The 21,282-nt window shown below is 53.9% G+C and carries 18 protein-coding genes; 7 read left to right on the top strand and 11 right to left on the bottom strand.

Annotated elements, in window-relative coordinates; genetic code table 11:
• Positions 1 to 45: 45 nt before the first annotated feature.
• A complete protein-coding gene (locus ACFE33_RS06700; RefSeq protein ID WP_380058333.1) occupies positions 46 to 1,296 on the bottom strand; it encodes an oligosaccharide flippase family protein in 1,251 nt (416 codons plus the stop codon).
• Here ACFE33_RS06700 and ACFE33_RS06695 point away from each other — a divergent pair.
• Positions 1,272 to 1,913, top strand: coding sequence for a CocE/NonD family hydrolase (locus tag ACFE33_RS06695; protein WP_380058331.1), 642 nt, complete (start codon positions 1,272 to 1,274; stop codon positions 1,911 to 1,913). The genes ACFE33_RS06700 and ACFE33_RS06695 overlap by 25 nt on opposite strands.
• Here ACFE33_RS06695 and ACFE33_RS06690 read toward each other — a convergent pair.
• The 8 genes from ACFE33_RS06690 to uxuA all read right to left on the bottom strand — a co-directional run bounded on the left by ACFE33_RS06690 (position 1,886) and on the right by uxuA (position 13,131).
• Positions 1,886 to 3,055: a glycosyltransferase gene (locus tag ACFE33_RS06690; RefSeq protein ID WP_380058329.1), complete on the bottom strand. Its 1,170-nt coding sequence runs from the start codon at positions 3,053 to 3,055 to the stop codon at positions 1,886 to 1,888. The two genes, ACFE33_RS06695 and ACFE33_RS06690, sit on opposite strands and share 28 nt — an antisense overlap.
• Positions 3,045 to 5,228 carry a GumC family protein gene (locus ACFE33_RS06685; protein ID WP_380058327.1) on the bottom strand — a complete coding sequence of 728 codons (2,184 nt, stop codon included), beginning with the start codon at positions 5,226 to 5,228 and terminating at the stop codon, positions 3,045 to 3,047. Before ACFE33_RS06685 ends, ACFE33_RS06690 begins: the two co-directional genes overlap by 11 nt.
• A gap of 76 nt (positions 5,229 to 5,304) precedes the next feature.
• Complete coding sequence (locus tag ACFE33_RS06680; RefSeq protein ID WP_380058325.1) at positions 5,305 to 6,192, bottom strand: hypothetical protein; 888 nt, start codon at positions 6,190 to 6,192, stop codon at positions 5,305 to 5,307.
• Between the two features lie 498 nt (positions 6,193 to 6,690).
• Positions 6,691 to 8,046, bottom strand: a complete 1,356-nt coding sequence (locus tag ACFE33_RS06675) for a sensor histidine kinase (protein ID WP_380058323.1) — start codon at positions 8,044 to 8,046, stop codon at positions 6,691 to 6,693.
• Between the two features lie 6 nt (positions 8,047 to 8,052).
• Positions 8,053 to 8,736, bottom strand: a complete 684-nt coding sequence (locus tag ACFE33_RS06670; RefSeq protein WP_380058321.1) for a response regulator transcription factor — start codon at positions 8,734 to 8,736, stop codon at positions 8,053 to 8,055.
• Positions 8,737 to 8,883: 147 nt separating this feature from the next.
• Positions 8,884 to 10,323, bottom strand: coding sequence for a Do family serine endopeptidase (locus ACFE33_RS06665; RefSeq protein WP_380058319.1), 1,440 nt, complete (start codon positions 10,321 to 10,323; stop codon positions 8,884 to 8,886).
• 109 nt (positions 10,324 to 10,432) lie between these two features.
• Complete coding sequence (locus tag ACFE33_RS06660; protein WP_380058317.1) at positions 10,433 to 11,899, bottom strand: mannitol dehydrogenase family protein; 1,467 nt, start codon at positions 11,897 to 11,899, stop codon at positions 10,433 to 10,435.
• A 5-nt stretch (positions 11,900 to 11,904) separates the two neighbouring features.
• The gene (gene uxuA, locus ACFE33_RS06655) at positions 11,905 to 13,131 is read right to left on the bottom strand and encodes a mannonate dehydratase (protein ID WP_380058315.1); all 1,227 of its coding nucleotides are present in this window, start codon (positions 13,129 to 13,131) and stop codon (positions 11,905 to 11,907) included.
• A 408-nt stretch (positions 13,132 to 13,539) separates the two neighbouring features.
• Here uxuA and ACFE33_RS06650 point away from each other — a divergent pair, with 408 nt between their 5' ends.
• The 3 genes from ACFE33_RS06650 (at position 13,540) to csgH (ending at position 15,004) form a co-directional block, all read left to right on the top strand.
• On the top strand, positions 13,540 to 13,914 hold the full coding sequence (locus tag ACFE33_RS06650) for a hypothetical protein (RefSeq protein ID WP_380058313.1): 375 nt from the start codon (positions 13,540 to 13,542) through the stop codon (positions 13,912 to 13,914).
• A gap of 168 nt (positions 13,915 to 14,082) precedes the next feature.
• Positions 14,083 to 14,442: a hypothetical protein gene (locus ACFE33_RS06645; protein WP_380058311.1), complete on the top strand. Its 360-nt coding sequence runs from the start codon at positions 14,083 to 14,085 to the stop codon at positions 14,440 to 14,442.
• 196 nt (positions 14,443 to 14,638) lie between these two features.
• Positions 14,639 to 15,004, top strand: a complete 366-nt coding sequence (gene csgH / locus ACFE33_RS06640; RefSeq protein WP_380058309.1) for a curli-like amyloid fiber formation chaperone CsgH — start codon at positions 14,639 to 14,641, stop codon at positions 15,002 to 15,004.
• A gap of 6 nt (positions 15,005 to 15,010) precedes the next feature.
• Here the strand turns inward: csgH and ACFE33_RS06635 are convergent, their stop codons facing one another.
• Together ACFE33_RS06635 and ACFE33_RS06630 are read right to left on the bottom strand one after the other, a co-directional pair.
• The gene (locus tag ACFE33_RS06635; protein WP_380058308.1) at positions 15,011 to 16,285 is read right to left on the bottom strand and encodes a hypothetical protein; all 1,275 of its coding nucleotides are present in this window, start codon (positions 16,283 to 16,285) and stop codon (positions 15,011 to 15,013) included.
• Between the two features lie 20 nt (positions 16,286 to 16,305).
• Complete coding sequence (locus ACFE33_RS06630) at positions 16,306 to 17,466, bottom strand: helix-turn-helix transcriptional regulator (protein ID WP_380058307.1); 1,161 nt, start codon at positions 17,464 to 17,466, stop codon at positions 16,306 to 16,308.
• A 755-nt stretch (positions 17,467 to 18,221) separates the two neighbouring features.
• On the opposite strand from ACFE33_RS06630, the gene ACFE33_RS06625 reads away from it, so the two are divergent.
• From ACFE33_RS06625 to ACFE33_RS06615, 3 genes are read left to right on the top strand one after another with little or no spacing between them, the layout of a single operon-like run.
• A complete protein-coding gene (locus tag ACFE33_RS06625) occupies positions 18,222 to 19,007 on the top strand; it encodes a DeoR/GlpR family DNA-binding transcription regulator (protein ID WP_380058305.1) in 786 nt (261 codons plus the stop codon).
• A 39-nt stretch (positions 19,008 to 19,046) separates the two neighbouring features.
• On the top strand, positions 19,047 to 20,000 hold the full coding sequence (locus ACFE33_RS06620) for an SIS domain-containing protein (protein ID WP_380058304.1): 954 nt from the start codon (positions 19,047 to 19,049) through the stop codon (positions 19,998 to 20,000).
• Positions 19,997 to 21,268, top strand: a complete 1,272-nt coding sequence (locus ACFE33_RS06615) for a class II D-tagatose-bisphosphate aldolase non-catalytic subunit (protein WP_380058302.1) — start codon at positions 19,997 to 19,999, stop codon at positions 21,266 to 21,268. The genes ACFE33_RS06620 and ACFE33_RS06615 overlap by 4 nt, the downstream gene beginning before the upstream one ends.
• Positions 21,269 to 21,282 lie beyond the last annotated feature (14 nt).

The following is a 21,282-nucleotide window of genomic DNA, read 5'->3' as shown; positions in this document are numbered from 1 at the left end:
TCGCATAGCGCATTCCACTCTTGAGGCTTGATTTCAGCGCCATCGTCATTCTGTCGCTCCCTGATCTGAGGTCTGGGCACTCGCTAGACGAGCCCGAACATATTCCCGCACAAACGGGTCCAAAACGCAAAGCGCGATCACGTAAACGATCAATACTGGCACCGAGCTAAGCAACACGCGCACGAGCGGAGTCAACCCCGCCAAGAGGTCGCTATGCTGTAAATAAATCAAGAGTGCCGAAGCAATCAAAACCGGCACAATAATGTAGCGCGCGCGATAGAAGATTTCGCGCCACGTGATGGCGGCATAGGCATGTGTCAACCTAGTCATACAAATCAAGATAAACGCCGACACAAACACCTGTGACCACGCGAGCGCGACAATTCCCAACGGCCCCACGGCGACGGTGACAACGACGTTTACAACTAAAAACAGGACCGCAAACTTCGGCAGACGGCGGATTTCTCCTGCGAGGGAAAGCAGTGGTGCGTTGGCCGCTCCGGGAATAATAAGTAACCGCGACAAGGCAAGTATTACGACAATCGGAGCCGCAGGTAGCCACTCCTGCCCCAGCAACCCAACAATAAGGTCCTGCGTGCAAACGCTTACCCAGATGAACACGGGAACCGAAGCTAGAAACAGGACGTGGAAATAAGATTGCGCCTGATGTTGAAACCCTTCGGTCGTTCCATCATGCCGATCCCGCGCTCGACGAAACAGACTCCACGCCAAGACCTGAGCGGGAACGCTGACGACTTCGCTCACGACCCCAACAAGCCGCTCTGCTGCGCGATCGTACCCAACCGCAGCAGCACCAAGAAAACCGCCAACAATAAACGTCGCCGCATAGAGCCGCAGATTGATGATCATATTGCTGGCAAAAATCTGTACCGAATAATCCCTAAGGTCCCTACGCTGCTCCTCGCTCATACCACGCATTGGCAGCAATCGAGTGATCGCGAAACTAAGCCCAAGGTGCACAACCTGCTTTGCCAGCCTGCCCCAAGCGAGGGCAAAGACACCAAGCCCCTGCACCAATGTCGCCAGAGAAACGACAAGCCCGACGAGTTCGCCTGCGATCTCGCAAAAGGCCGAAGAGCGCAGTTTGTGCTGCCATATCATAATGCCACGCTGCGCCGAGGATGTCGTTGCCAGAACGATCCACAGTGAAAACAGAGTAACGAGTGTTCTGGTTACCTCAACCACTCCGATTAGCCGCAAGGCTTGTGCCGACAGGACACCCAGAATAGTTACGACGCTCCCTGCCAGAATTGCCATCCAAAGGACTTGGCGCAAGCGGAAACAAGTGCAAAGATACCGAACTCCGCGGGGGACAAAATACGTGCTGCGGCGATAAAAACGGCAAGCTGGCTGATCTGCGAAATAACGCGCTCTGTTGTACGGGGGATCCAAACAGCCGCGCTGGCCCGTTATATCAAAACGAAATCGAAAACCGCGCCGATGTGCTTACATTCACTTCCGAAGCATTCAACACACCTCTTCACATTGCGGTGCCGCTAAACGCGCAGCTAAGTGTTTCGCTGGATCGGCCAGATACGGATTTGATCGTGCGATTAGCAGATGTCGCGCCAGATGGACGTTCGCTCATGATACAGGAGGGCGCGCTGCGCCCGCGGTATCGGAAAGGTTTTGAAAGCCCTGAACTCATGCAAGAAGGCGAGGTATATTCCGTGAATATTCCCATTCACGACATCGCCGATACGCTACCTGCGGGTCATAAACTGCGCCTTCACATCGCGGGAAGCAGCTTTCCCAGACTCGCACGAAATATAAACAGCGGCGGCGATCGGAACACGGAAACAGAACCATATACTGCTGAAATCACGATACACTCTGGGCCGAATAACCCGAGCGCGATTTCATTCTATACTCTACCTGCCGCGATTGATTGAGGCATCTCAAACCCGTGTTTCGCAAGGCTTGCGGTTATCCCGCGGCAAAATGCGGCCTCGTCGAATTTTCTTGCGTGCTCCACGAGCTTGTTCGGATCAAGTTGATCCAATCCCTCGATCTCAAATCGTTGTACCGCGGCAACCAGACCGCTAACGGAGCATTCCTGATACAACAGCCCTGTCTCGCCATCGACCACAGTATCCAGCGCACCACCGCGCCCATATGCGATCACAGGCCGACCAGAGGCCATGACCTCTACTGGAACGATGCCAAAATCCTCTTCACCGGGGAACACCAAAGCCTTGCATCGCGCCATTTGGTCCTTGAGCGTAGCAAACGGAACTTTGCCAAGAAACGTCACATTTGAGGGCGCATCCTGTGCCAAACGCTGCCAAGTTTTGTCTGGGCCGCCAATGACCACCAACGTTTTGCCAAGCTCCCTAAAGGCTTCGATCGCGATATCAGGCCGCTTATAAGAGGCAAGCTCCCCTGCCCAGAGGTAGAAATCGCCGCGCTCGGTCGCTGGCAGGGGCATGAATTCATCTACCGAAACAGGCGGATGAACGACATCTGCGTCCCGTCGCCAATATTTCTGAATGCGTGCCGCAACGTGGTTCGAGTTCGCAATAAATCCATCCACCCGCGCAGCACTCACCACATCCCATGACCGCAAGCGGTGCGCCAAATGCGGCATAAGAAACCGCGTCAACAGCCCGCTACTGTCGCGGTAAACATGATACTGATCCCACAAATAGCGCATCGGTGAATGGCAATAACAAAGATGGAGCGCCCCTGGCGGCGCAATGACACCTTTGGCGGGGCCAGCCTCGCTTGAAATAACCAAATCGTATCCTGCAAGATCGATCTCTTCGAGGGCGCGGGGCATAAATGGTAGATATTTCTGATACATGCGCCGTGCAAAGGGCAAGCGCGCCACCGAAGTGGTGAACACCCGATGTCGCTTGATAATGTCGCTCACCGCCTCTTCGTCATAGACGTGCGTATAAATATCAGCAGTGGGAAACATACGGCACAGCGCCTCAAGGACCTTCTCGCCACCGCGCATTCCAACAAGCCAGTAATGTATGATAGCGACCCTCGGGACGTTGCGTGGCTCGATATCTGTGCGTTCAAGCTTCATAGGAATAGTTCCCAGTAAAGTTCGCACGACATTCCTTAGGATCAATCACATTCAACACCGCACCAGCAGGCACGGATTTGGCGTTTCGCAACAGCCCCACTGCCTTCGTCACTGCGGCCTTGGGCGTCACGTTCCATCGTACAACGAACACAATTTGATCGACGGCCTGCACCAGCAAGAGACTGTCTGAGACAGACAAGACAGGCGGAGAGTCGATGAGGATGATATTGTAATGCTTCTTAAGTTCGTTGATCGTATCAGTAAGCTTCTGCTCGGTCAGGATATCAACAATATTTGCATTCCCACCTGTCGACGCCAGCACATCATAGGGCAAATCAGTGTCCGTATGGATGACGTCACGCAGCGAGCATTCCCCCCGCAGATACTGTGAAAATCCGAATGTCGGCTTCCAGCCAAACCCCTTCCCAATTGTCGAACGCCGCAAGTCACAATCAAGCACGATTACGGATTTTCCAGCCTTTGCCATCATCGCGGCCAGGTTGAGCGTTGTGGTCGTTTTGCCCTCGTTCGGCGTGGAGGAAGTAACGAGATAGGTATAGCTGCGGCCATCTGGATTTTGCGTCATGAGCGTCGTGCGCATTTGTCCTATGCGTTCGGCGTAATCCCCGTTTGGATGCAGCAGAACCTCTGTAAAACCGCGCCGCAGACCACGCCAGCGAACCTTTTGCAGCGAAGCCAGAAGCGGCAACCCTGTTTCGGATTCAAGATCCTTTTCGGTACGGAAGGTCTGGTTGGTCATCTCTAGGAAAAACACCGGTCCAAGCCCTACGATTAACCCGACAGATGCCCCCATTGCGGTAATCAGTTTCGGTCGAGGCGCCGAAGGAGGGCCCGCAATCGTTGCCTGCTCAATGATGCGGGCATCGGCCTTTTGCAAGAGTTCCTGACTGCGCGTTTCTGTCAAACGGTTCAGCAATTCCTCATACTCGTTCTGGGACACGTCAATGTTGCGCTGCAGTTCTTCCAACTCGATGGAGTTCGTCGAAATATCAATCACGCGCTCTTCCATTTCTTCGAGCCGCTTTTGGACAGACTCTTCCAGAGCCTGCGCGCGCCTTACGTTGCTGCGTTGCTGGGCAACGATCTTTTCAATTTCGCGCTCGTACTCGGTATCAATCACCGCGATTTCGGCGATCAAGCGTTTGCGATTGGGGTGATCCTCCCCAAAATCGCGCGACCAAACCCCGTCTTGCAAAACGAGGTTTACGCGCTGTGCATTTAGCGTTTCCAGCGTCGGAGAGGTGAGCTTCTTACCCGCAGCGAGTATGCCCTCCTCTTCGATGAGGCGCTCAAGGTCACGCAAACTCGCTTCGGCGATGGTCCGTTCAACCTGTGCTTCGGCGGCTCTTAGGCTGAACTCTGTGAGTTGCTGAGAGATCGTTTCGACGCTGCTGCCGTCTTTGCTCAAGCTCTCAAGCCGATAGGCAACGGCGGCGGCCTCAGCTTGCTCTAGATCCCGCCGCAGAACTTGCAGCCTTCCTTCGATCCAGATGGTCGCATCCTGCACGACGCTTTGACGATATCGAAGTTGGTCCTCGATATACTCTTGCGAAATGGTCCGCGCCAAAAGGGCAGAAAGCTCAGGATCATGCGTGGTCACCCAAATGCCGATAACGAGCGACGTCCCTTGTCGGCGCACGCTTATGCGCTTGCGAATTGCGGCAATCATCCTTTCCAAACGCTGCTCTTCAAAGAGCATGGTCGGAGCATCCTCGGCTGCTGCCAAGATACCCTGAGCGCGCAGAAAATCCCTTAACCGCGATTGAATCGAGGGCGGCATATTCATTGGATCAAGGCTTTCGAGGCGGTCGAAACCGATGTCGTTGATAACAGATTCAATCAGAATATTGGAGCTCAGTACTGCGGCTTCGCTGTTGATGACCGCATCGTTGATTTCCAAATCCGAGACGACCTTCTGATCGCCTGTGACTTGGCTTCGTTGCGGGTCGAGCATGACTTTTGCGAGCGAAGTGTAGCTCGGTGGTATCTGCGAAACGAGATAGTAGGCAACTCCGGCGAACAATAGCGTCGTCAGGATAACCAGCCCCTTGCGGCGCCAAAGCGTGCGGAACAACTGGCGCAAATCTACCATGTCGCGGTCCTGTTGACCCGATTGCATCCCTGCGTTCAAAGGCGTTTCCCGATTGTACATGACAATCCCCTCGTCCTTACCAGCTTAGGGCTTTAACCCTTTGCTTCATTAAATAGACCTCGAATTTGATAACGGGTCAAATTATTGTTTTACGCCCGTTTCCTTGGGCGAATGACGTAAGCTGCCTTGGGTTTCGATGAAATACTGGGGTGCTGGCCGTCGCCATCACCAGCCCGCGCGAGAGTCCCACAATCAACCCCGCGAGAGCGAAAAAGAATATGCCGAGATCCGGTGTTGGTATCGTCAACATTGCAGAAATAAAGAGCGCAATGCGTCCAACCTTTAGCCCCGAAATAAGGGCCCTAGCGTCAATATCCCCTCTCGGAACAGGCACGCGAACCACCGAATACAGGAACATCAGATATAGCGCCGTCCCGATCACGCCGATGCTGCCCAAACAGGCGATCAACCAATTCGAAGCGCGTATGCTTCCGAGGCCCGCCCCCAATAGGTAAGTATCCACGAAATTCGTGAGCGCTTGAGCGTTCCAACTCATCCTCTCAACCCCCGATTGGCTGTCGATCTTATCAAATACCGCATTATCAAGGAAATTAGTGACCGGCGGTAGAAACTGGTACGCTGCGAACGATGCAAGGGCAAAGAAGGACACAACACCGAGCGCACAGACCGTAATGATCGCGCCGCTTTTAGGAATCTCGCCGCTCACCCCACCGAACAGCGCCGCACCCCCCATCAACGCAACAAGCACAACGATCGCGACGTAGGCCGCCGAAGAAGTCGAACGCAGCAGCACAAGCGCCGTCGCCACGAGCGCCCAGAATGCAAGTTTCGAACGCCCGCGTACAATAAGATATCGCAGCCAGAACCCAAACAATCCAAGTGTAAAGAACCCAAACGCCGACGCCTCGGGGAAGCCGCCGATCATCCGTTTCATCCCGCCCATATGATGACCGACGAGCATCGAGTAGTTCGCAGTTCGAATTGGCGCAAGAACCTCCGGCACGCCCGCGCACGCACGGCCTGCGCGACAGCCTGAACACCCTTGTCCGGTAGGACGCGCCCTATTAATACGAAAACGTCATTGTCCTCGGCTTTTACCCGCTGGGAAACATAAGGGAAAACTGGGTTTTTTGATCGTTATGAGGTTCGCGTTAGAATAAGCTGAATGCGCCAACCGCGCGCTCATTTGAGGGTCGATCGCAACCATCGCCCCCCAAATACTCCGCATCTAATTGCGTACGCTTCAGTACCATCTGCCGCAATACTTGCCAAAACTTCTGAGCATACGAATGCTTATCGCAAGTCGTTAAAAGGCGTTTTTTCCAAGAGGTTGTCGATCACAGCTAATGCCCTGCTGAAAGTCAAAAAACACCCCGTTCGGGCGAGCAAGAAAATGATCGTGCGAATGGGTCATTACGCGTCGCGCAATCTGTTTCAACGCCTCGAAAATACTCGGAGACAAGATGAGCCACCATAAATGAGCATGGTAGATCGCCTGTTGCTAGTCGTTTCGGGAAGCAAGCCAGAGCGCTGCACGCAGACCAGGGGCATTATCGGATAGGGCAAGGTCGCCACCGTGCATTTTGGCGACTGCATTCACAAGCGCAAGGCCAAGGCCGGTGCTTCGGCTGCTGCGGCTATCATCCAAGGTGACAAAGCGTTGCTTAACCCGCTCAAGATCGGCGGCGGCGATACCGGGGCCGTTGTCTGCGACGGTCAGGCATACTTGGTTCTTAGAGGATGAGAGCGTGACGATAATCGCGCCGCCCTTTGGCGTATATGTCAACGCGTTCTCGATCAGGTTCGATATTGCCTGCGCCAACATCGGGGCGCTCCCTTGGATAACAGCGGAACTCCCAACAAAAGTAAGCGCGATATCTTGTTCGGCGGCGACTGGTTCATAGAGGTCCACGGCATCCTCTGCCAACTCCTCAAGGTCAACGGGTGCAAACTCTGATCTCGCCAGCCCCGCTTCGGCGCGCGATATCTCTGTCATGGCGGTAAATACACGCAAGACGTGGTCAATCTCGCCCTGCGCGCGTTGTGCCGCTTCGAATTTCTCATCCTCGGAGCTATCAGGTCTCAGAAGGATATCCACTTGCCCCCTGAGGCGCGTGAGAGGACTGCGCAGGTCATGCGCAAGGCTATCGGTCGTAGTGCGCAGATTGCCGATCAATGCCTCTATCCGATCAAACATGGTATTAAGCGTGGCACTCAGGCGGTCAAATTCGTCGCCGCGATCATATGTCGGGATACGGCGCCCGAATTCACCCGACATGATATCCTCGGCTGTATGAGAAATATCGGCAACGCGACTATAAACCAGCCGCGTCAGCAGCCATCCAAGTACCAAGCTAAGAACAATTGCCATGCCCAGCGCAAGTATGCCGGCCTGAAGCAGCGCCCGCTCAAACCTTTGCCGCGCAGCCGAGTCCCGCCCCACAAGGAGCCGCTCTCCGTCGCTTAGAATAAGCGACGCCGCGAGGATCATCACCCGCTTGTCGCTGTCGGTTCGAAAAAGCTCAAGCTCTACCCAGCCCTTCCCTGCCTGAACGGTCGGCGGCCACGCACCGAGGTTCCCCGTTATAGTCTGTCCAAACGCATCGGTAAGTAAGTAGACCGCGTCGCGTTCGCTCGCGTCGCCCATACGCCGCTCGATTGCTCGTGCAAGGCCAATCAATCCCAAACGGCTATAATCGTCCTCAAGCCCCGCAAGCTCTGCGGTAACAACGCCGCGTGTCTCGGACTCAAGGATTGTTGAGCTTGTCCAATAAAACACCGAAAGGATCGCAGCTGCGACCAAGACGCTAAGAACGGAAATCGCAAGGATAAGTCGTGTGCGGGAACTCTGGAACATAGGCATCTAGCCCTCGTCACTGAGCATATAGCCCGCGCCACGTACCGTTTTCAGAAGAGGCACTTGATCGGGGCCATCGATTTTGCGCCGCAGCTTGCCCATGTGTACGTCGATCACATTGGTCTGAGGGTCAAAATGATAGTCCCACAATCCTTCAAGCAACATCGTCCGTGTAACCACCCGATTTTTGCGCCGCAGAAGATACTCAAGCAACTGAAACTCACGCGGTTTAAGTTCAATCGTCACACCCGCGCGCTCAACTTTGTGGGCAACCAAGTTCATCTCTAGGTCACGGCAGGACAACGTGTGCTCTTCGGCCTGATCCTTGGGGCGACGCAGTAGCGCTTCGATCCGAGCGGAGAGTTCATCAAAAGAGAAAGGCTTCACCAGATAATCATCCGCCCCCTCCCGAAGCCCGCGCACACGCTCCTCAACCGCGCTCATGGCAGTCAACATAAGAGTTGGCGTAGAATTCCCCGCCGCACGAAGAGACTTGAGAACCGCCAGACCGTCCAGCTCGGGTAACATGCGATCCAGAAGGATGAGATCATACTCATTCCTAATAGCCAGAAACAAACCATCCTTGCCGTTCGCGGCGGTCTCAACCACAAACCCGGCCTCGCCCAGTGCCTTGGTGAGGTAGTTGCGCGTTTCGGCATCATCTTCTACGATCAGGATTTTTCGGGCCATGAATGTCTCTCGAATGCTCTTCTGCAATTAAGCAACATAAGCCCGACGTTGCAAGCTTAGGCCACGCATACAAAAAAAGAGGCCGGAATAAATCCGACCTCTAGATGCCGTCCGCAACCATGCGCACGAATATGCGAACGGCGGGGATTAGGCGACCTTAACGGCGACGAACACCTGCGAGCCATGACGATTAATCAACATCATCGCGGGCGCATCACCATGTGCCTCAAGGACTCTATCAAGATCCCTAGGAGCTGAAATCTCTTGCGATCCAAGACGTACAATCACATCCCCGACACGCAGCCCCGCATTAGAGGCCACGCTATTAGCACTCATGGAGGTGATAACAACCCCCTCCGCGTCCTGATCCAAGCCAAGCTCTGCACGTGCTTGGTCTGTGAGTTGCGCAACTGTTACGCCAAGCGAATCCGAGGCGTTAGAGTTGCTTCCGTGAGTTTGGGCAACCACATCTTGGTCAGGCAGAGTGCCAATTTCTATAGATACAGTTTTCTTCTTACCGTCGCGGAGGACTTTGACATCCACTTCCTCGCCGGTATCCGTTGCAGCAACCAGTTTCGGCAAATCGCTCAACGCGTCCAATGTGTCCCCGTTAAACTCAAGGATGACATCGCCGGGTTGTAGCTTGCCGCTTGACGGGCTGTCTTGTGTGACGTCAGCCACCAGAGCACCTTGTGGTTCATCAAGGCCCAGCGCATTTGCCATGTCCTGATCGATCTGCTGGATGCTCACTCCGAGCCAGCCGCGCGAAACCTGACCGTCGTCCTTTAGGTCATCGACGATATCCGCAACGATATTCGCAGATACCGCGAACCCGATACCGACCGAACCACCGTTTGGTGAGTAGATAGCCGAGTTCACACCGATGACTTCTCCCTCCATGTTAAAGAGAGGTCCGCCAGAGTTGCCTTTATTGATCGCCGCATCGGTCTGGATGAAGTCAGCGTAAGGCCCCTGCGATATCTCGCGACCTTTGGCTGAAACAATCCCTTGGGTTACAGTTCCACCAAGGCCGAACGGGTTACCCATCGCAAAGACGGTCTCGCCCACACGGGTTTCCGAAGAGTCGCCGAGCTCAATATAAGGTAGCGCATCCTCTGCTTCGATCCGCAGCAGCGCGATATCCGTTTTTGGATCGACACCGATCACCTCGGCCTCATATTCGCGTTCGTCACTCAGGCGCACGGTGACATTGTCGGCGCCTTCGATGACGTGATTGTTTGTCACGATCCATCCGTCCGCTTCGACGATAAAGCCAGAACCCAACCCGTTGCGTGGTTGTGTCTGACCGTGTTGCTCAGGATAGCCACGAGGGCCGCTGAACTGGCGGAAAAACTCCTCGAACGGCGAGTTCCTAAATCCACCCCGCTCATCATATGCAACAGGCTTGGCGTCTGTAGATGCGAGGATCGTTACCACTGAGGGCGACACCTGCTCGACCATATCTTCGAGGTGCGGTCCATCATGGGCAAATGCAGCACTCGCAAGACACATCACAGAGGTAGTGGCCGAAAGCGCCGCAACGCGTGAGATAGTTTTTGGTGCAGTCGACATATTTAGAAAAGACAATTTCCGTCTCCTTCAGAAGTTCTAATCTTTGATGTGACTACACTTAGGCTCCCTCTTTATTTGTCTAATGTCCGCTAGATGAAATAAAATTTAGAAAACGATAAAAGGCTTATTTTACCTGTTTTGCAGCGAAGAAAATCGCGCTTTTAATTCCATTGTGCATTATTTCGTCGAGGTATTGGCGCAGATTTTCCGCAAATTCCCCTTCGGCCAATGCCGCGGGCACCAAGTTCGGAAGCGCAAATACCGCCGCGACGATACCCTCTGCGCTCTCATCACCCTTGGCGTTTGCGGCCAACAGCTCTGCTTCTCTTGGATCGCGGAGCGCAAAGCTCTCGCCATAATCCAGCTTCCCTGACGTATATCTGAGCCAACTTGCCGTCGCGAATGCAAACGCACGTGTATCCGCCCCTGAATTCTGAGCATCAAGAGCGGGTTCGAAGATGCGCTGTGGCATTTTCTGAGAGCCGTCCATCGCGATCTGATAGGTTTCATGCGCAATATTCGGGTTACGGAACCGTCGAAGGAGTTCTTGGGTGTAGGAAGCAAAATCCAACCCCTCAAGCGGCGCGAGCGTGGCGCTTGCCGCCTTCATATGCGCCTCAACCAACACCGCGAGGTCTGGCTCGGCCATAACGTCGCGCACGTATCGGCAGCCAGAGAGGTATCCCGCATAAGCCAGCATAGAGTGCGTGCCGTTCAACATGCGCAGTTTCATTTTCTCGTAAGGCTCTACGTCCTGCACGAGCAGCGCGCCGACACGTTCCCACTCGGGGCGCGCATTGCAGAAATCGTCCTGAATAACCCACTGGCAAAAAGGCTCTGTCTCAACGGCCGCGTTATCACAGGCTCCAACGGCCTGCTCAACTTCCTGCAATAACGCATCGGTGCTGGCAGGGGTAATGCGGTCAACCATGGTTGCGGGAAAGGTGACATTCTCGGATATCCACACCGCCAAATCCGGATCAACTCGTTTCGCAAACTCCACCACAGCGGCACGGACAATCGCGCCGTTATGCGGAAGGTTGTCACAGGACATAACAGTGAATGGAGGTACGTCCGCTGCGCGGCGCAATTTCAGCGCGTGCACTATCAAGCCAATCGCGCCTGTTGGATTTTCAGGATCGCTCAGATCATGTGAAATCTGCGGATCACCTGGATTTAGGTTACCTGTGGCCACGTCAACGCCATAGGCCTTCTCGGTGATTGTCAGACTCACGACGCAGGTTTTCGAATTCACCAGCGCATCAATGATAGGAGCCGTCCCGTATTGGTTCGCCAGCACGTTTGCCACGGATCCGATCTCTCGAAACTCGGGTGCGCCACCTTGTTGGTCAGAGCGCGTCACCAGCCAATAGCGCCCGTCCTGAGCGTTCAATGCATCCGCAACTTGCGTGCTGCGCAAACTAACGCCTGTAATTCGCCAATCGCCGCCAATTTCGGCTAGCACCCGATCCGTATAGGCCGCTTGGTGAGCGCGATGAAACGCACCTATGCCCAGATGCACAATCCCGACGTCATGATCGGACGGGGTGTACTCTAGGGGCTTCACGTTACTTTCTGGGGATTGGGTCATTGTGCTTACTCTCGCGCGGTCGGTAGTGTGGCGTAATCAGACGATAGCGCGGTAATCACGCCCCGCAGTTCCGCCAATCCGCGCAAGCGGCCAATCACGGGATATCCGGGCTGCTGAGGGCGATTGAAGTCGTCCACCATTTCATGCCCGTGATCGGGACGCATCGGGATGCACCAATCTTCTCGACCTTCTTCCTTGCGACGTTTTTCCTCAGCCAGTACCGCAGCGATAAGCGCAACCATGTCCGTGCTGCCACCTAAATGCGCAGCCTCATAGAATGAGCACGGCGTCACTTCCTGCTCTCGCTGAACGTTGCGCAAATGTAGGAAATGCACCCGATGCCCCAAACGCTTCATCATCCCTGCAAGGTCGTTTTCTGGATGCGCTCCAAGCGAGCCACTGCACAGGGTAATACCATTCGCGGGGCTATCAATCGCGTCGATCAGTTCCGCGTAATCCTGTTCGGTCGACATAACGCGCGGCAACCCAAGCAATGGGAACGGCGGATCATCGGGGTGACAGCAAAGCCGCAATCCGGTTTCTTCGGCAACGGGTATCACTTCCTTAAGAAACGCGTATTGGTGCGACTTTAACTTCTCGGATGTCATATCCGTATAGACGGCAAGAAGCTCGGCAAAGTCTTCGAACGTCAATTCCTGATTGGCGCCGGGCAGCCCCATCACGATATTCGACATAAGCGCCCTACGATCATCGTTGCTCATTTTGCTGTTACGTTCGCGGGCCTGTTCTACGACCTCGGCTGGGAAATCAGCTTCGGCCCTTTCCCGTTTTAGGATGAAGAGGTCAAACGCTGCAAAGTCGATCAAGTCAAACCGCATACAGGTCGCCCCGTTCCCAAGACGATGCGCGAGGTTCGTTCGTGTCCAATCGAGGACAGGCATGAAGTTATAACAAACGGTTCGTATTCCCGCCTCTGCCAGATTGCGAAGGCTCGTTTTGTAATTCTCGATATGCCTTTCGAAATCGCCATCCTGTTTCTTGATGTCCTCTGACACAGGCAGGCTCTCTACGACATCCCATGTAAGCAAAGACGCCGAGCCATCCTTGCGACGGCCAATTTCTTGTTGGCGTTTCTTGATTTCATCAAGCGTCCAGACCTCGCCGTTGGGAATGTGATGCAATGCGCTGACAACACCTGTTGCGCCCGCCTGTTCGATCTCATGAATTTGGACACAATCCTTCGGACCGAACCACCGCCACGTTTGCTTCATCTCATTCCCTCGCTCATTCGATTGCGCCTGCTCGCACCCAAACTAGAATACAAGTATACATGAGGTATGCAATGACCCATTTACGCGGTTACGCCTCGTCCTAGATGAGCGAGAATATAGTGCATCCATACTAACTCATGGCTCAAATCTACTATCATTATAGTTCATCTAGCTCCCGCACGCTCAAACGCACCAAGTAATGGCGCATTTGATCCAGTCATAGGGATAAATATTCATTCCAAACATACAGTTAACGCTCACATCCCCCATTCGTTAGAAATGGCGCCTGATTATTTATTTAGCGGTATGTTTGCGATCATGACCCAGCCAAACCGAGTTCGTAACGTCACTGTGTCGGTAGATTTCTTACCACCTGCATTACGCAGAACTTAATTTTTGGAGGATAACATGAAAAAGACAATTACATCTCTTGCTGCGGTACTTTCATTTGTTGCTGGCTCTGCATTTGCTCAGAATGTTTCGATTGTTGAGCAGTGGGGCGTAGGTAACGGTCAGCTCACACAGCAGTCTGGCGCAAACTTCTCGTTCACTGGCCAAGGAGGGGCCTTTAACGGTAGCTACACTGGTCAAAACGGTACTGACAACGCTTCTGGCACAGTTCAGCTCGGCTACTTCAATGGCTCAAGCACAACACAAGCTGGCCACTACAACCTCTCTGGTACACTGCAAACCGGTACAGGGCATCAGGCCTCAACCAACCAGGTTGGTATTGGCAACGTCTCTGTGACAATGCAACAAGATGGTGTGTCCCCACACCCATAGGATATTTTGACAACGCCGCGAGCGAATTACGTTCGCGGCGGCTGGAATGGTGATGGCACGTACAACCGTCCAGTCTGACAATTATCCAGGCACTGGCAGAGGAACATTCAACAGTATTTGCTGTTCCTCTTACGGTGCCTTTGTCCTTTGTTCATCAGGAGATTTTCCATGAAACAGATTACACTCGGAGCGTTCTTGTTGTGCCTTGCTTCAGCAGCGAATGCCCAAAACTCATCAGAAGTCATTCAAATAGGTGAAGGCAACACGGCCATTACGTATCAATCCGGCGATGCCGCCTCTATGATCGCGCAGCTCGGTTCGAGCAATGGCGCCACAGTCGTACAGATGGGGCGCAACAATGCCGCCGCGGTCGCTCAATGGGGCACCGGATTCTCACGCACTGTTGTCCAAACCGGCAGCAATTTGGGGTACGGAAGCATTCAAGCGAACGGCAAGTACACAGGCTCGTTCAGCGGAACTGGCGGGAACGGATTTTCGTCCACGACCTTTGAACTTGATGTTGAATGACGTCACAACACAAACCAGTGGAGGGGTGCTTATTTAACTGACCACTCCTCTTACTTCACAAGCGCTAGGGGATTTGGTCATGCCGGAAAAACTCGAATGTACACGGTTTGGTGACGCTCATTGGAAGAAGTTGTTTGCACCCGCATCGTTACTCATGGCGGTTGCTTTATTTTGTTTTCCTCAGGAGGCTCTACCCATGTCACCGCTGCCTAACGCTGACAAAATCTATCTAAGCGTACTCGACAAGGCCGAAGCCAAAACGCCGACGGGCCGCCATATCCATTGCGAAATTCGCGGCCAGAAAGAAGCAGGTATTCTGCGGCTTGAAGGTGTCGTTTGGGCGGATGCCGAACTCTCGGGAAGTTATAGCTTCAACCTCATTCGCAAAAGCGCATCAGGTAACTCAAGCACCGCGCAACGCGGGCTTTTTGCGGTTAGTCCCAGCCAAGAGAAAATTATTGGCTCCATCAGCGTCAACGCCCCTGCCGGGCACACATACTTTGCGCAACTCCAAGTTATCTCGGGCGATACCGAGGTGATCTGTGACTATAAAAAAGCCTAGCGCATCCTAAAACAGGAACACGAGGCCAACGGACACTCCTGAGTTTCTTAGGCGGCCGTTTTTCAATTCGTAGATTCGGTTTTCTTCTCCAGCGACATCAATAGACGATTGCGACCCGCTTCTGATTGCGGAGGTATTGCCCGTTTCAGTTACCGAGAGATATGGCACGTCGGTCGTCAGATCAGAGAACGCCCTTACCGAAAAAATCCCTCCGTTACGCAATGGATGCGAGACCCCCATCGAAATTCGCGCCAGATTGGATTGTCCTGTCACCCTTCGGCTTGGGCCCTTAATGGCCATCACCTGTGTATTGTTATAGGATACCGCCTCGCGGACGTAATAGCTCGACTCGCGATGCATCGCCCCGACATCTGCGGACAACGACAGGTTCCACTTTGAGAAGATCGTTTTGGAAACTCCGAGGCCAATCGACAGCCCATTCATGTTAGACTCAAGCCCCGTGTAGGTCGCGAGGGAGATATCTGGCGTTGGGTTTATCGTCTCGAACCCGTCCTCTGTATCCAGTGTATTAATCGACGAGGTAGTGCGATCAAAGGTTTGCAGCACAAGCCCGCCGCGCGGCGAAAGGTTCCAGCCATTCCCCATTTGCATCACCGTACTTAGGCGAATACCCGCATCCGTAAGCCCGACAGATTCACGGTACTTATTCGTAAGCGTTGTCTCGCCATTCTGCCCCGAAGATAGCAGCACCGCCCCCGTTTCATCAAAAAACGCTCCCGTTGCTCCTGCGGATCCCTCAAACCCGTCTGCAACAACAGAGGATATCCCTCCCCCAGCCTCGGTCGTTGAAAACGCGAATACGGATGACTGCCCTGTCGAAGGAGAGAATGTCGAGTTGAATATAGTCGCGCCGTCGTTCGTATTGTCAGTAAAGGCGACTTCGGACTCAGAGTAATTGCCGCTAGAATTCAGATCAGTGCTGATATCCGCTGTGCCAGTCGGATTAATGCGTGTCGTCACCAATGATGGCGCACCGGCGGATGTATTGCGACGCGTGACCGCCTCTCGCTCGGCAGTTGTGCGTGCAATCCCGAATTCAAGGATCAACGGCCAGTCCGTGGTGCTTCGCAAGCGATACGCGCCCGAAATCCCGACACGCACACCTTGCATATCGGTTTCACCAGTCTGGCCGATATTACCTAGACCAAATTCGCCACTCATGCCGAGCGGAGCGTTGGTAAGTGTGAGGGGTTGTTCTTGGGCTAATACGCCTGAAGTGCTGCTCGAAATCGCGATCGCTAATAATATTGATCTTCTCATTACAAACTCCGTTCGAGGTATTACGACAACGGAGCGACGGCCAGTTTAGTTAACAATGACACGAGTTGAGACTGCCGCGAAGTTGATGTTTTCCTCATAATTGAGCTCAGTTGATTTCTGAGCGTCTGTTTTGAGACACCGTTCGCACAAGCGACTTCGCCGATGGACTGCCCCCGAAGGAGCCTGACAGCGAGATCACATTCTGCATTCGATAACCTGAACGCCGTCCATAATGTATCTGACGTCAATTCAAGCTCTTCGTCAACATCTTGGATGATAAGCGCAATTTGCTCGCGGCGTGCGGGATAGCTCTGATTGGGGCAACCGCCCTCATTTTTACCTCCGCTTAGTTTTGCCAAAGCAATGAAAACGCGCTTTGAACGATCACTATTCCAGAATGGGATGACCTTGGATATACGCCGTGATCCCGATACGAGCGCATGGAGTTCTGTTTTGAACGCCGCTTCCGAAACCAGATCCATGGCGTGGAACTCTTGTTCGGCACTGATGAAAAACGTTTCCATCTTGCTCGCCATTATTCGTGCGCGCTCGTTCAGATTACGAACACGATCATCGGAATCAATAATTAAGATAGGAAGGCTCGAAAGCTCCAACAAAGACGTCGACATGGGCGCCTCAATCGGAAACTCGCGCCGCATGCACTGCATACGCGCAGCCAGCACAAAATGCGTCCCTAGCCGCTCAAACATCTCGGTAATTGCCCGACGCACGCGTGTCTCTTGTGCAGGGGTATAACGTACCTCGACAACCAGCTGCTTGTTATTACGCCGATGGATGACCATGCCGGTGGCACGCGTATTCTGGCCCAACATGGTGTACCACTGCTTGGCCTTGGGCCAGGCGTCCAATTCTTCTGCTTTGAGTAAATCGCTATCCTGATAGATTGCGCCAACTGGTTGGCGCCATTGCGCCGCCAGCCAAGGGTTGCCGACCGTGAGGTTGTTCACATGAAGAACAACCGCCTCGGTGCATAACCCCCTGTGAAGCAGGAAGTTATTGGCAAAGTTAACTGTATCGGCACCAAATATTACCGCAGGTACATCCTGAATCGTACTCGTTACACACTCCAAAATAGTGTTTAGAGGATCACCCTCAATTGCAGCACTATAAATACGTTCAACTAAACCTGCCCAAGCATCGCGCCTGACCAATTCGTTCATCTATCTCCCCCCTTCGGAATCGACAAACGGCAAGCCAAATCTGGGGCTCCTTAAAATATCAGACCTAGTTTGGCTTCAATGGAAGTGGAACGGACAGTTCTCGCCTCGAAGCTGGTAAATAATTTCAACTCATGAGATGCGACAGAAAATCAAAAAAACTGCCGTCGATTCGATAATTCCACTACTGGCGTATATTGACGCTTTTTGCCGGCCAAGTCACGCGAATTTCCGATTTGGACACGTGTTCAGGGGCATCTAAAGCATGGATTTAGCACCCCGACCGACTACAGTGTTTCTCCTTATTTTAAAGGAGCTATTGTATCCAATCCGAAATTTGGAATTTCTTTCGTCGGATTTGTTTCCCGCTAAAGTCAGCGCTAACAATGTTTTCAAGTTACCGTTACGTAAAGCAATTTTTCGCTAGGCCGAAATGTCGTTTTCCGCGAACTTCCGCTCAAACTCCTTGATCACACTCAATGTGTTTTTCCCGCTCCAGTTGCGCCGTCAGTCGAGTAAATCAGCACCGCAGTTAGAGTTGAAAATAATTTAGCGGATACATTGTTTTTCCTAATCAGCACTACAATTCGCGTACCATAATACCACATTGCCTGATCCATTCGCTCAATCGACCAACCTCTCATCGCCTGATTGGACCATTCAATCTGAAATTGAAATCCCTGAAAAATCATAAACGATCACATTTTTGATTGAACGTGATCGAACAATACACTATATTTGCGCTCTAGGAGGCCAGCATGGCAACGGATCGACATTCAGAACTGCTCTCAATGCTGCTAGAGCGCGGTCAGCTACCTGTTCAGGAACTCGCTGAAGCGCTCAATGCGTCGATCGCGACTGTACGGCGTGACCTTATTGAGCTTGAGAAACTTGGACGCATAGAACGCCTTCATGGCTCTGCTCGGATTGCCACTGCGGCGCACAAGGAGGTCGCCTTTGCCTCGCGTGAGCTGGTGAACCTACCGGCCAAACGGGCAATCGCGGTACGCGCGGCACAGGAACTCAAGCCTGATGCGAGCGTTTTTCTGGATTCCAGCACGACTGTCCTTCAGCTTGCACGCCACATCGCCGCCCTTGATCGCAGCACACGGGTATTCACCAATAGCCTCGGAGTGGCGCAGGAACTCTCCCCATTCACGCACATTGAAACCACTCTAATCGGCGGACGTATTCGGCCCGAAAACCTATCACTGGTTGGACCGATCACGCGGGACGCGCTTGAGAACCTCTGGGTGGATCAGCTCTTTTTGGGGGCAACGGCAATTGACGACGAAGGTTGTCTTTCAAGCCTCGACCCCGACGAGGCGGCGATTAACTCGCTGATGATACGCCGCGCGGAACGTGCGTTCATCCTAGCGGACCAATCAAAATTCAGCACCCGCGCGACGCATTCGGTGGCACGGCTTGCACAGAACCAAACCATCATCGCAGACGCGCCCGCCCCGTTGGCGCTTCGGAAATACGCGCGCAGCTGCAATCTCACCATAATCAGTGCATCCAAACCCGAAACAGTCCTCACATAAAGGACGTTTCCATTTTATTTCAATTAGTTAGGACTAATAATGACAGCAACACTTAACAGCATCACCGGTCAGTTCCCATTCTGGCGCGATGCGCAAATGCCCGCCCCCCTGCCCACATCGGACAAAACCCGCGTGGTCGTCGGGTGTGGCACAAGCTATAACCTGGCGTTATCGGTGGCCGCTGCTTTGACGGCTGCGGGGCATCGCGCCATTGGCGTTCCTGCTGGCGAGTGGTTTGATCGCCCTGAAGCATATATGCCCGCTGACGCACCGGTCGAGGTTATCGCCCTTTCGCGCAGTGGCACAACAACGGAAACTGTCCGCGCCGCAGAGGCGAGCCGCGCACGTGGCGTCCATGTGATTGGTATTAGCTGTGCTCCGAACTCCGAACTCGAGGCCGCTTCGGACACCGCCTGTGTGTTCGACACCCACCCAGAAGAAGGCATCGTCATGACGGCCTCGGCCTCGCTGATGCTGCTCGCTGGCTTCGCTCTCGCTGGCCTCTCGGTTGACGGCGCACTTGCCGACCGTGCCGAAGCTGCGCTTGCGGCTCTTGAGGCATCGGACACGTCGGAATTCCATGCCCGCAATCACGTGGTGTTCCTTGGCGGAGGTGCGCACTATGGCGTTGCTCTGGAAGGGGCGCTCAAGCTGATGGAAATGTCTATCTGTGCGACACAGGGTTTCCATCCGGGCGAATACCGTCACGGCCCCGTCAGCCTGATCGACGATGGTTCAGCTGTGGTTATGCTCTATCACTCCGAAACCGCCGCAGCAGAAGCCGAACTTGTCAAAGAGCTACAAGACAAAGGCGCTTTTGTGCTTGGCTTGGGCGGTCCTGGCGACATTACAATCCCGCTTGCATCCGACGGAGATCTTGCGGGCGCCGAGGCCCTCCCCGCGCTGCAGTTACTTGGAGAACGTCATGCCGTTGCCCGTGGCCTAGATTCAACCGCTCCGCGCCACCTTACGAAAGTTGTAGTCCTGTCGTGAACGCAATCAATACATTCCTGAACCTCACCGCCGATCGCGACGCAGGGCGTATAACTGGGCTAACTTCGGTCTGCTCTGCGCATCCACTTGTGATTGAGGCGGGCCTTATCGAGGCCCGCGCCGCCGATCAAATCCCCTGCATCGAAGCAACCTGTAATCAGGTGAACCAAGACGGCGGCTACACGGGCATGACGCCGCAAGGGTTTCGCGATCTGGTCGCTAAAATCGCAGCAACGCTTGGGATCGAAATGAATAGCATTGTCCTTGGCGGAGACCACCTCGGGCCAAACCCTTGGCGCGATTTGCAAGCGAACGAAGCAATGGACAAGGCCATCGTCATGACGCGCGATTATGCGGCGGCGGGATTTGGCAAAATCCATCTTGACGCGTCCATGTCCTGCGCGGACGATCCAACTCCGCTGCCCCCTGCAACGGTCGCCGCCCGCGCGGCCTTGCTCGCCCAAGCAGCAGAAGAAGGCGCAGCAGCCGGCGGCTTCCCCGCACCCGGTTATATTATCGGCACAGAAGTTCCTGTTCCTGGTGGTGCGGCAGAGGCGCTTGATCACGTTGAAGTAACAACGCCCGACGACGCTGCCGCCACCGTTGCGCTTCATGTCAAATCCTTTACGGACAACGGCTTGGAGGATGCTCTTAAACGTATCGTTGCGCTTGTTGTTCAGCCCGGAGTTGAGTTTGGCCAGACGGATTTGCACACATATGATCGCAAAGCGGCCCAAGCCCTAACCGACTGGCGCAACAGCACGGGGGGTATCGTTTTTGAGGCGCATTCAACCGATTACCAGACGCCCACCGCCCTGTCAGAACTTGTTCAAGACGGATATGCAATTCTAAAGGTCGGCCCGGGCCTGACCCTCGCCCTGCGCGAAGCCTATTACCAATTGGACCAGCTAGCTGGTGAAATCAGCGCGGACTATGCGGCAGGTTCCCTCCCTGAGGCGATGGAGCAACTCATGCTCGCCAATCCCAAATATTGGCAGCCATATGTGGATGGCGACGCGGCGATGCAAAAGCATCAACGTCACGAGGGCCTATCCGATCGTATTCGCTACCTTTGGCCCGCACCCGAAGCTGTGGAGGCGATCAACCGTTTGATGTCGGCCCTTGGCCAAGATCCGATTTCGGTATCATTCATTCAGAAATACTTGCCACAACTTGCGGCGGACTCGGAAATGACCGCCGAGGAAATCCTTATCGCCGCCGTGCGCAATGCCTTGTCGGGATACACAGCAGCCTGCGCGCAGTCCTAAAAATGCACCGCTAT

Source organism: Falsihalocynthiibacter sp. SS001 (genome assembly GCF_042445055.1).
GTDB lineage: Bacteria > Pseudomonadota > Alphaproteobacteria > Rhodobacterales > Rhodobacteraceae > Falsihalocynthiibacter.
The sequence above is the reverse complement of the archived record's forward strand: the minus strand, read 5'-3'. Positions and strand labels throughout refer to the sequence as shown.